At 67.5% G+C, this 11,138-nt stretch carries 9 protein-coding genes; 5 read left to right on the plus strand and 4 right to left on the minus strand.

Features of this window, described 5'->3' with window-relative positions; translation table 11 throughout:
* The gene (locus F3H10_RS14425) at positions 1-642 is read right to left on the minus strand and encodes a DsbA family oxidoreductase (RefSeq protein WP_149785480.1); all 642 of its coding nucleotides are present in this window, start codon (positions 640-642) and stop codon (positions 1-3) included.
* A gap of 85 nt (positions 643-727) precedes the next feature.
* Between F3H10_RS14425 and thiD the strand changes: the two genes are divergently transcribed.
* From thiD to azf, 4 genes are all read left to right on the plus strand, one after another.
* Positions 728-1,606: a bifunctional hydroxymethylpyrimidine kinase/phosphomethylpyrimidine kinase gene (gene thiD, locus F3H10_RS14430; RefSeq protein ID WP_149785481.1), complete on the plus strand. Its 879-nt coding sequence runs from the start codon at positions 728-730 to the stop codon at positions 1,604-1,606.
* A gap of 31 nt (positions 1,607-1,637) precedes the next feature.
* Complete coding sequence (gene mutS, locus F3H10_RS14435) at positions 1,638-4,430, plus strand: DNA mismatch repair protein MutS (RefSeq protein WP_149785482.1); 2,793 nt, start codon at positions 1,638-1,640, stop codon at positions 4,428-4,430.
* An 87-nt stretch (positions 4,431-4,517) separates the two neighbouring features.
* Positions 4,518-4,871, plus strand: coding sequence for a cell division protein SepF (locus F3H10_RS14440; RefSeq protein WP_149785483.1), 354 nt, complete (start codon positions 4,518-4,520; stop codon positions 4,869-4,871).
* Between the two features lie 76 nt (positions 4,872-4,947).
* Complete coding sequence (gene azf, locus F3H10_RS14445) at positions 4,948-5,754, plus strand: NAD-dependent glucose-6-phosphate dehydrogenase Azf (protein WP_149785484.1); 807 nt, start codon at positions 4,948-4,950, stop codon at positions 5,752-5,754.
* Between the two features lie 95 nt (positions 5,755-5,849).
* Here azf and F3H10_RS14450 read toward each other — a convergent pair whose 3' ends face one another.
* Positions 5,850-6,641, minus strand: a complete 792-nt coding sequence (locus F3H10_RS14450) for a DUF309 domain-containing protein (protein WP_223174329.1) — start codon at positions 6,639-6,641, stop codon at positions 5,850-5,852.
* Positions 6,642-6,756: 115 nt separating this feature from the next.
* On the opposite strand from F3H10_RS14450, the gene F3H10_RS14455 reads away from it, so the two are divergent.
* A complete protein-coding gene (locus F3H10_RS14455; protein WP_188127949.1) occupies positions 6,757-8,592 on the plus strand; it encodes a cation:proton antiporter domain-containing protein in 1,836 nt (611 codons plus the stop codon).
* Positions 8,593-8,645: 53 nt separating this feature from the next.
* Here the strand turns inward: F3H10_RS14455 and F3H10_RS14460 are convergent, their stop codons facing one another.
* Both F3H10_RS14460 and F3H10_RS14465 read right to left on the minus strand, forming a co-directional pair.
* A complete protein-coding gene (locus tag F3H10_RS14460) occupies positions 8,646-9,236 on the minus strand; it encodes a hypothetical protein (protein WP_149785486.1) in 591 nt (196 codons plus the stop codon).
* Between the two features lie 232 nt (positions 9,237-9,468).
* Positions 9,469-10,905, minus strand: coding sequence for a PAS domain S-box protein (locus F3H10_RS14465; protein WP_149785487.1), 1,437 nt, complete (start codon positions 10,903-10,905; stop codon positions 9,469-9,471).
* Positions 10,906-11,138 lie beyond the last annotated feature (233 nt).

Here is an 11,138-nt window from a genome sequence, read left to right on the forward strand (position 1 = left end):
CTACGCGCCCTCGACGAGCCGGCGGAGGTGCTCGGGCGGGACCGCGCCGCGGGCGGCGTGGCCGTCGTACGCGAACGTCGGAACCCCGGTGACGCCCCGGCGTTTCGCCTCCTCGAACAGTTCCGTGACCTCCTCGCGCAGCGTGTCGTCCGCGAGCGCGGAGCGGACCTCGTCGGGGTCGACGCCGGCGTCGTCGGCGAGCGAGACGAGGAGGTCGCGGTCGCCGATGTCCTCGCCCTCCTGCCACAGCGCGGCGAAGACGGACTCGTCGAACTCCAGCCACGCGTCGTAGGGGTAGTGCTCCTTCACGTAGTAGGAGACGACCTGCGCGTCGAGCGAGTCCACGTCGGTCGCGATCTCGAGGTCCATCTCGACGTCGTACTCCTCCTGGAGCCGCCGGACGTTCTCCTTGGCCTGCGCGTAGTAGTCCTCGTCCTTGCCGTCGTCGACGTCGGTGTCGATGGTCCCGTCGGGTCGCCGCTTCCCGCTCCGGAGGTCGAACGGGTGCCAGTCGATCTCGAGGTCGCCCGCGTCCTCGTCGCGCGTCTCCCGGTACCCCTCGAGCGAGTGACGGCCCAGATAACAGAACGGGCAGACGTAGTCCGAGAAGACCGTGACGGTGACGGGGTCGGTGTCGGTCATACCCGTTCTCCGGCCTCGAGGCGGAAAGCCCGTTCGACGGCGACGATCGCCAGCCACTAGTACAACTAATGAATACCACCGGAGCATGACGCCTCCCTTCGATCCCGTCTCACCTCCCGTCGCCCTGACGATCGCCGGCAGCGACAGCGGCGGCGGGGCGGGGATACAGGCCGACTTGAAGGCGATGACGGCCCACGACGTCTTCGGCACGTCGGTCGTGACGGCGACGACCGCCCAGAACACCCGCGGGGTCCACGACGTGGTCCCGCTGTCGGCCGAGCACGTGACCGCCCAGTACGACGCGGTCGTCGAGGACTTCGCGCCCGCCGCGGTCAAGACCGGGATGTTGGCGACGCGCGAGGTCGTCGAGGCGACCACGCGGGCCCTCGAGACGTTCGACGGCCCCGTCGTCGTCGACCCCGTGATGGTGGCCGCGACCGGCGACCGACTGCTGTCGGCCGGGGCCGAGGCCGCCTACGACGACCTGATCGCGTCGGCGACGCTCGTCACGCCGAACGCCGACGAGGCGGCGATCCTCGTCGACGGCGCGGTCGAGACGCCGACCGACGCCGAGCGTGCGGGTCGCGAACTCGTCGACCGCGGTGCCGACGCGGCGCTCGTGAAGGGCGGACACCTCGCGGTCGAGGGCGACCCCGACCGCGCCGACGGTGACGACGCCGACGGTGACGCCGACCGCGACGTCGTCGACACGCTCGTGATCGCGGACGGGAGCGACGACGAGGACCCGCGCGTACGCCGGATCGAGAACCCCCGGATCGACACGGACGCGACCCACGGCTCCGGCTGTACCCTGTCGAGCGCGATCGCCGCGCGGCTGGCCCGCGGCGAGCCGCTCGAGGCGGCCGTCGCCGACGCCGTCGACGGGATGGGCGAGGCGATCCGGCGCGGCTACGACGTGGGCGAGGGGCCGGGGGCGGTGAACCCGACCGCGATGGACCCGTAGGGTTTTAGCCGCCGACGGCGGGAGTACGGGTATGCCAACGGGGATCGTCGGGGAGTTCCTCGAACTCAAGGAGGGGACGGACGCGGACGTCCTCGCGATGCAGTGCGGCGACTTCTACGAGTTCTTCGCCGACGACGCCGAGCTGGTCGCCGACGAGCTCGACTTACAGGTCTCCCAGAAGTCCTCACACGGGTCGTCGTACCCGATGGCGGGCGTCCCGCTCTCGGAGCTGACGCCGTACCTGAAGGCGCTCGTCGAGCGCGGCTACCGGGTCGCGGTCGCGGACCAGTACGAGACCGACGACGGCGGCCACGCGAGGGAGGTCACGCGGGTGGTCACGCCCGGCACCCTCCTCGAGGCGAGCGACGACGACGCGCGATACCTCGCGACCGTGGTGTCCGGCGACGGCGGAAGCGACGGCAGCCGCCGGGGCGGGAGCGGCGACGACGGACCCTACGGCGTCGCGTTCGCGGACGTCACCACCGGCCGGTTCCTCGCCACCGTCGTCGACGACCGGAGCGACCTCCGCGCGGAGCTGTACCGGTTCGATCCCGCGGAGGTGCTGCCCGGGCCCGACCTCCGGAACGACGACGCCTTCCTCGGGTCGGTCCGCGAGGACCTCACCGGCTCCGTCTCCGTCTTCGACGCCGAGGCGTTCGCGCCGGGACGGGCGGCCCACGCGGTCCGCGAGCAGTTCGGCGCGGAGACCGCGGACAGCGTCGGGCTCGACTCCACGCCCGCGACGCGGGCGGCCGGCGCGGCGCTGGCGTACGTCTCGGAGACGGGCGCGGGCGTGCTCGCGTCGATGACCCGGCTGACGACGTACGGCGCGGCGGACCACGTCGAGCTCGACGCGACCACCCAGCGCAACCTCGAGTTGACCGAGACGATGCGCGGCGACGCCGACGGGACGCTGTTCGACGCGGTCGACCACACGGTCACCGCCGCGGGCGGGCGGCTGCTCCGCGAGTGGCTCACGCGCCCGAAGCGCGACCGCGAGGAGCTCGACCGCCGGCTCGACGCGGTGGAGTCGCTCGCGGCCGCGGCGCTCGCGCGCGACCGGCTCCGCGAGACGCTCGACGACGCCTACGACCTCGAGCGGCTGGCCGCCCGGACGACGAGCGGGAGCGCGGGCGCGCGGGAGCTCTCGTCGGTCCGGGACACCCTCGCGCTGCTGCCCGCGCTCGCGGAGGCGGTCGAGGGAACGCCGCTCGCGGACTCGCCCGTCGCCGAGGTCATCCGCCGGCCGGACCGCGACCGCGCCCGCGACCTCCACGGGGAGCTCGCCGAGGCGATAGCCGAGGACCCGCCGAAGACCAAGACGGAGGGCGGGCTGTTCCGGAAGGGGTACGACGCGGAGCTCGACGAGCTCATCGAGCGCCACGAGGAGGCGGCCGAGTGGCTCGACACGCTCGCCGAGCGGGAGAAGCGGCGACACGGGCTCACCCACGTCACGGTCGACCGAAACAAGACGGACGGCTACTACATCCAGGTGGGCAAGTCGGTGGCGGACGAGGTGCCCGAGGGCTACCGGGAGATCAAGACGCTGAAGAACTCGAAGCGGTTCGTCACGGAGGAGCTGGAGGAACGGGAACGCGAGGTGCTCCGTCTGGAGGAGGCGCGCGGCGACCTGGAGTACGAGCTGTTCGAGGAGTTGCGCGAGCGGGTCGCGGAGGCGGCGACGCTGCTCCAGGACGTCGGCCGGGCGTTCGCGGAACTGGACGCGCTCGCGTCGCTCGCGACGCACGCGGCCGGGAACGATTGGACCCGGCCGACGCTGACCGAGTCGCGAACGCTCTCGATCGAGGCGGGCCGCCACCCGGTGGTCGAGCGGACGACCGACTTCGTGCCGAACGACCTCGAACTCGACGACGAGCGCGGCTTCCTGATCGTCACGGGCCCGAACATGAGCGGGAAGTCGACGTACATGCGGCAGGCGGCGCTGATCCAGCTGCTCGCGCAGGCGGGATCGTTCGTCCCGGCGCGCTCGGCCGAGGTCGGCGTCGTCGACGGGATCTACACCCGGGTGGGCGCGCTCGACGAGCTGGCACAGGGCCGGTCGACGTTCATGGTGGAGATGCAGGAGCTGTCGAACATCCTCCACTCGGCGACCGAGGACTCGCTCGTGATCTTAGACGAGGTCGGCCGCGGCACCGCGACCTACGACGGGATCTCCATCGCGTGGGCGGCGACCGAGTACCTCCACAACGAGGTGCGCGCCCGCACCCTCTTTGCGACCCACTACCACGAGCTGACGACGCTCGCGGACCACCTCCCCCGCGTCGCGAACGTCCACGTCGCGGTCGACGAGCGCGACGGCGACGTGACGTTCCTTCGGACGGTGCGGGACGGACCGACGAACCGGTCGTACGGCGTCCACGTCGCCGACCTCGCGGGCGTCCCCGAGCCGGTGGTCGACCGCGCGGACCGGGTGCTCGACCGGCTGCGCGAGGAGAAGGCGATCGAGGCGAAGGGCGGCTCGAATGGAGGAGACGGCGGATCGGCGACGAAACAGGCCGTCTTCGACCTCTCGACCGGGTCGTTCGCGGGGGGCGGACCCGCCTCGAACGGCGCGGACGCCGAGACTGGAAGCGACCGTGCGGAAACCGGGAGCGATCGCGTCGACCGATCCGCCGGCGGAACCGCCGCTGTCGAGGAGGATCGGTCGAAGGAGGACCGGTCGAGGGAAGGTCGGTCGGAACTCGACACGGAGACCCGCGCGGTGATCGAGGAACTGGCCGACGTCGACGTCGCGGCGACCGCGCCGGTGGAGTTGCTGTCGCGGGTCCAGGAGTGGCAGGAGCGACTCGACGGGGGCGACTGACGGCCTTTCCGACCGTCCCGCCCGGCGAGGTCCTCGGCGACCGCGTCTGACGTAAGAACTAATGTCCGACCTCGTCGTAACTGCGGTATGGGTATTATGAGCAAGATCCTCGGCGGGGGCGGTCAGCGCTCCGTCGACGACTACGTCGAACTCGACATAGACGACTTCGCCGAGGCGAGCGCGGAGACGGGAATGAAGGTACACATCGCCGAGATCGGCGACCAGAGCGACGTCATCCCGATCAAGGACGCGGTCTACGACGGCGACTTCGTCATCGCCGACATCACCCGGCACTCCACGTCGGACCGGACCGTCGAACACATCATCGACGAGCTCCGTCAGGTGGCCGATGAGGTCGACGGCGACATCGTCCAGAAGGGCGATGACCAGCTCGTGGTGGCGCCGACCGGCGTGACCGTCTCGCGCCAGAAGCTCTCGTAGGGGCGCGAGCCGGTCGTCGACGTCTCGGCGGCCGAACCGTGTCATATATGCCGTCCTCGCGTCCATAGTAGGCTGAATGGACGATCCGGTCCTACTCACAGGCGCGGGCGGGCGGGTCGGCCAGGCCATCCTCGATGGCATCGGCGAGGAGTACGACTGGCGGCTCCTCGACCGCGAGCCGATCCCGGCCGCGAAGGTTCCCGACCGGGTGACCGACGCCGACCAGTACGTCGCGGACATCACCGACGAGCGCGCCGTCCGCGAGGCCATGACCGGCGTGAACGCGGTCGTCCACCTCGCGGGCGACCCGCGGAAGACCGCGCCGTGGGAGTCCGTCCTCCGGAACAACATCGACGGGACGCAGGTGGTGATGCGCGCCGCCGCCCGGGCCGGCGTCGACCGCTTCGCGTTCGCCTCCTCGAACCACGCCGTCGGCGGCTACGAGACCGACGACCGGACCCCCGACCTCTACCGCCCGGACGACGACTACCGGCTCGACGGCGAGGAACTCCCCCGGCCGGGCAACCTCTACGGCGTCTCCAAGGCGACCGGCGAGTTCCTGGGCCGGTACTACCACGACGAGACCGGGATGTCCGTCGTCTGCGTCCGCATCGGCAACCTCACCAAGGACCACCCGCCGCGCGAGTACGAGCGCGGACAGGCGATGTGGCTCTCACACGGCGACTGCGCGCACCTCTTCGACCGCTGTCTCCGGGCCGACTACGGCTTCGAGATCGTCTACGGCATCTCCGATAACGACCGGAAGTACTACTCGATCGACCGCGCCCGCGAGGTCCTCGGATACGACCCGCAGGACAACTCCGCGAACTACACCTTCGAGGGCGAACCGATCGCCGAGGACCCGCCGACCGACGAGCCCTGACGTCCCGTCCGTTCGATCGCTCTGCCCGTTCGACTGCTCTGCCCGTTCGATCGCTCCCGATGCGGCCGCTCGCTCGACGAATTCCTCCCTCCCGTTCACTCGAAGAGTCCCGACACGTCCCGTTGCTCGCGGCGGTCGAGGTCGACGTGGTCGGCGATCCGCGCCGCGATCTGCGGGCGCGCTTCAGGTCGTCGGAGGAACGCGAACACGAGCTCCGTGACCTGCGTCCGGCCCGTCCCGCGTTCCTCGCGCGCGAGCCTCGCCGCCGCCGACAGCGTCCCCTCGTCCCCGGCGTCGACCGCGGTCGCCAGCGCGGGTGCGGCGGAGAGCGTCGCCGCCAGATCGAGGTCCTCGAACCCGACCGCGACGCCGTGGACCCGGATCGGCGGCGGCTCGGTGGCGGCCGTCTCGGACGTTATATCGGCCGCCCCGGGATCGGCGACGAGCCGGCGACATCGCTCTCGCATCGGCTCGACCGCGATGCCGCGATACCCCTCATCGATCCCCTCGAGGAGGCTCACGGCGCGGCCGCCGTGGTCCGCGGCCTCGGATCGGTCCCCGTCTCGCGCGTGATCGGTCGCGGTCGCGACCACGGCCAGCCCCCGAAGGAGCCGGTCGTCCCCGTGCTTGGTGTCGTCACCGTCGGCGTCGGTGTTGGGTTCGCGCCGGTCGAGACCCGGCCCGTCCCGATCGGTGAGCGCGCCCCGCGTCGACTCCCACAGACCGCGGGCCGCGAGGACGTGCCCGGCGTTGTACAGGGCGGCTCCCGCCTCGATCGCGGCGACGACCGGCCCCTCACGGTCGTCGTCACTGGCCTCGTGATCGTCGCGGACGTCATCGCCACGGTCGCCACGGTTGCCACGGTCGCCACGGTCGTCGCGCGTCACGCCCGTCTCTCGGGCCGGGAGACGAATAAATCCCGAGTTCGGCCGCCGCCGAACCAACACGGTAATGTGCGGTGGGTACAATAATCGGATAGACGTGTCAAGTAGCCTCCTGCCGATCGTCGCGATCATCCTCGTTTCGGGGCTCGGCGTACAGCTGCTCGCACACCGGCTGAAGGTCCCGAGCGTGGTGTTCTATCTCCTGATCGGTGTCGTTCTGGGTCCGGAAGTGCTCGGACTCGTGACGCTGGACACGTTCGGGGACGGCCTCGAGATCATCGTCGGCCTCAGCGTCGCGATCATCGTCTTCGAGGGGGCGTTCGCGCTGCGGATCGACCGGATCCGACGTGCCTCGACGGTGTCGCTCCGGCTGGTCACGGTCAGCGCGGCCGTGATGTTCCTCGGAACCGCGGTCGCGGTCCGCACCCTCGAGGGGGCCACTTGGGAGATCGCGCTGCTCATCGGGGCGCTGCTCGTCGCGACCGGCCCGACGGTGATCACGCCGATACTCGAGGTCGTCCGGGTTAGAGACCACGTCGCGACCGCCTTGGAGACCGAGGGGATCGTCAACGACGTGACTGCGGCGATCGTCGCGGTGGTCGTCTTCGAGACGCTGCTGCTCGACGACCTCGGCGTGCCCGCGACGCTCGTGTCGTTCGTCCAGCGGTTCGGCACCGGCGTCGCCGCGGGGGTCCTCGCGACGGTCGTCATCTACCTCCTCCTGGACAGCGAGTTGGTTCCCGAACGCGACGTTCAGGCGTCGCAGTTCCTCGTGTTGGCCGCGGCGGTCGGGTCGTTCGCGGCCGCCGAGGCCGTCGCGGCCGAGGCGGGGATCGCCGCGGCGGCGACGAGCGGGATGCTGCTCGGGAACGCCGACATCGACAACAGGGAGGAGATCGAGCGGTTCGCACAGAACACGACGCTCATCGTGCTCTCGTTCGTGTTCATCTCGCTTGCCGCCCTGATCGACGTGGAGGCGATACTCGGGCTCGGCGTCGGCGCGATCGGGCTAGTCCTCGTGATCATGCTCGTGTTGCGTCCGCTGGGGGCGTTCATCGCCACCTTCGGCGTCGAGCGGTTCACGCGGGCGGAGCGGCTGTTCGTCGCGGCCGTCGGCCCGCGCGGGATCATCCCGGCGAGCGTGGCGACGCTCTTCGCCATCGAGCTGGAGCTGGCGGGGAACATCGCGGCCGGGCAGCTGCTCGTCGGGACGGTGTTCGCCGTCATCTTCGCGACGGTCGCGGTCGAGGCGGGGCTGGCGCGGCAGATCGGCGAGTACCTCGGAGTGTCACCAATGCGAACGATAATCATCGGCGGGGGTCGGATCGGCCGAGCGCTCGCCACACGACTGGAGAACAGGGGCGAGTTCGTCGTCATCGTCGAGTCCGACGAGGACGTGGTCGAGCAGGCGCGCGCGGAGGGGTACACGGTCCACGAGGGTGACGGAAACGAGACGGAGACGTTGCGCAAAGCCGGGATCGAGGACGCCAAGCGGGTGATCACGACGACCGGCGACGACGACATCAACCTCCTCGCGTGTCAGCTCGCGATCACCAAGTTCGACGTCGAGTCGGTGTACTCGCGAGTGAACGACCCCGACAACGTCGGCGCGTTCGAGAGCATCGGCGTCGAGGCCATCGACGCCTCGACGGCGACGGCAGTGGCCATCGACGACGAGATCGAGCGCCCGGCGCTCACCCACTGGATGAACGAACTCGGCGACAGCCACGACGTCCAGGAGGTCGAGGTGACCTCAGAGGCGTTCGCCGGCAAGAGCATTCGGGACCTCAACTCGGACATCCCCGACGGGGTGTTCGTCGCCGTCGTCAGCCGGGACGGCGAGAACCACGTGCCGTCGGCGGACAGCGTGCTCGAGTACGGCGACCGCGTCACGTTCATCGGCAACGCCGACGGCGTCAAGCGGGCGATGAACCGGTTCCATCCACACGACTAGGACGTCGAGAGTCGGCGTTCCAAGGCTTAACCCTCTTCAGGGCGGGGAGGACGTCAACCGCCGGTTTCGGCGTCGGTAGGGATCTCGAATTCGAGTCGGCCGTCGAGGACGTGTGTTCGGTCGGTTAGTCCCGGTTCGACGAGTTCGACGGTGTTTTCGACGACACAGCGATGGGCTGACTCCGGCCATCGGGTGACCGGAAGATCGATGAATACGGTCTCGTCGGCGATCTCGCCGAACCGGTGGACTTCGACGACCGCGGCCGTCCCCTCTCGGAACAGCGACACGGACGGATGTGGTTCGTGATCACCCATGAACGGGCCTTGAAGCGAGACCCGTGGCGGGGTGCCGTCGCCGCCGAGTGCCACGAACCGCTGTGTGAGCGACTGGAGTTCGGTCCCTTCAGGATGCGAGATCGACGTGTGGAAGTGTTTCGGCAGTGGGGTGAACCTCGGGTCAACGCCCACCGTGGCGAGATCGTCGCCGTCTCCGCGAAACTCGAGATACTTCCCGTCATCCCGGGGATCGTCGTCGGTCTGTACCGTCGGATCCGCGTGTTCGATCCGGGGTTCGACGGCACTACACCCCGCAGCGGTGGTGGAGGCGGCGGTCAGGGCGGACGCGAGGAATGCGCGACGGCGCATAGCCGGCGGTTTCGATCGTAGCAGTAATGGCTTTGTTGAAATCCTATCCTTCGGATGTAACACGAACTGAAACGGCCGGTATACCTCGAGTGCGTATTGACTGCCGAAAATTCTGCCAGCTCAAAGAGAGGTTCAGCTACCTGTGCGAGATACAGGGCGCTTATCTCGTACACCCTGCGCTCAGTAGGTGAGGTCGCACTTCCCAGTCATGGGTTGAGCATTGTCTAAACACTCACACGAACTCTCCCTGTTCAGACATCTCGAACTCAAACCGTGCTCCACCATCGGTTCCATCGGCTACAGACAGCTCCCAGCCGTGGGCTTCCACGATTCGTTTTACGATAGTCAACCCGAAACCAGTGCCACCCTGTGCCGACGAATGTCCCGGTTCGAATACCTCGTCACGCTTTTCGACTGGAATTCCTGGTCCATTGTCTTCGACGTAGATCCCAAGTTCGTTGTGACAGCCGACACGAACGATCACGTCGGATCCACCGTGTTCAACAGCGTTTCGGAACAGGTTCTCGAACACGTGGCGTAACCGGCCAGGGTCAGCTTGAAAGGTCATCTCATCGACGATCTCGATAGTTGCGTCATCCGTGTCTACTGTCGCCCAGCATTTCCCGACGAGGTTAGTCAAACTGACCGACTCCGTTTCGCTTATCGTATCGCCTTGGCGAGCAAGCGTCAACGTATCCTCGACGATCGCCTCCATCCGGTCAAGCGCTTGTAGTAGTGGATCAAGATGCTCGCTTTCTCCCTGCTCAGCAAGGAGTGCGGCGCGACCCTGTGCGACGTTGAGCGGACTGCGCAAATCGTGGGAGATAACACTCGCAAACTCTCCGAGCCGCTCGTTCTGCTGACGCAGTTGTCGCTCACGTTCGACACGCTCAGTCACGTTCCGAGTGACCCCAACGAGACGAGTTATCTCACCATCGGAGACTACCGGCGCAAGTTTCGTCTGCCAGAAGCGTGCTACTTCGCTGACCCGGAGTTCCTCCTGATACGAGATCGGTTCGCCGGTCTTGACACAGCGGTGATAGTTCACCGCTAACTCAGAGCCCTGTTCTTCACCGAACACGGCTTGTGGTGTCTGGCCCTGTACTTCCTCGGTAGTAATCCCAGTCTGGCGCTCGTAGGAGGGACTGAGGCGCTCAAACTCGAATCGGACACTATTTCCATCTTCCTCAACATTCATCAGAAAGATGGCGTCCTCCACGCTGTTCAAAAGGGCCTCATACTCTTCGGCAAGCTCTCGCGCTTCGCGTTCGTACTCTTTTCGCTCAGTGATGTCTCGACTGCTAAGCAGAACCCCATCGATGATGTCGTCGTCAACTCGATTCCGCATTGTGGCCTCAATCCAGCGCCACGAGCCGTCGGCGTGGCGGAATCGGACTTCGACAGTCTCGGATTCGGAAGGATTCGAGAGAACAGCCTCCAGCGCGTCGGCGTTTCGCTCCCGGTCCTCGGGATGGACGAACTCGAATCCCTCGTGGCCAACCAATTCGCCGGGGTCGTAGCCGAGAATCCGTGTGATGGCCGGACTGACGTAGGTTATCGTTCCGTCGGTATCGACGACTGTCGCGAGATCATTTACCTCCTCAACGAGCGTCCGATACCAGTCAGACTTGCGTTTATTATTTTCTCGGTGGGTCGCATCGTCATCCATCGATTATGATGAGTCCAGCACACGTGTAAGCATGTTGGAATTGTGTACCATCTCCAGTGAAAGCACCACTCTTTGTAGCATATATGGGTGTGGTGGCCAAGATCTTGGTGAGTGTACCCTCTGTATCTCGCACGACTTTCCTGACAGGTAGCGGGGAAGTACGCGATCGGTACATGAATTCCCTGTAGTGAGCGATCTGGTCCCACGGAGAACGTGCGCGAGTTGTTCTATAG

It is taken from the genome of Halorubrum aquaticum (assembly GCF_900113615.1).
Classification (GTDB): Archaea; Halobacteriota; Halobacteria; order Halobacteriales; family Haloferacaceae; genus Halorubrum; species Halorubrum aquaticum.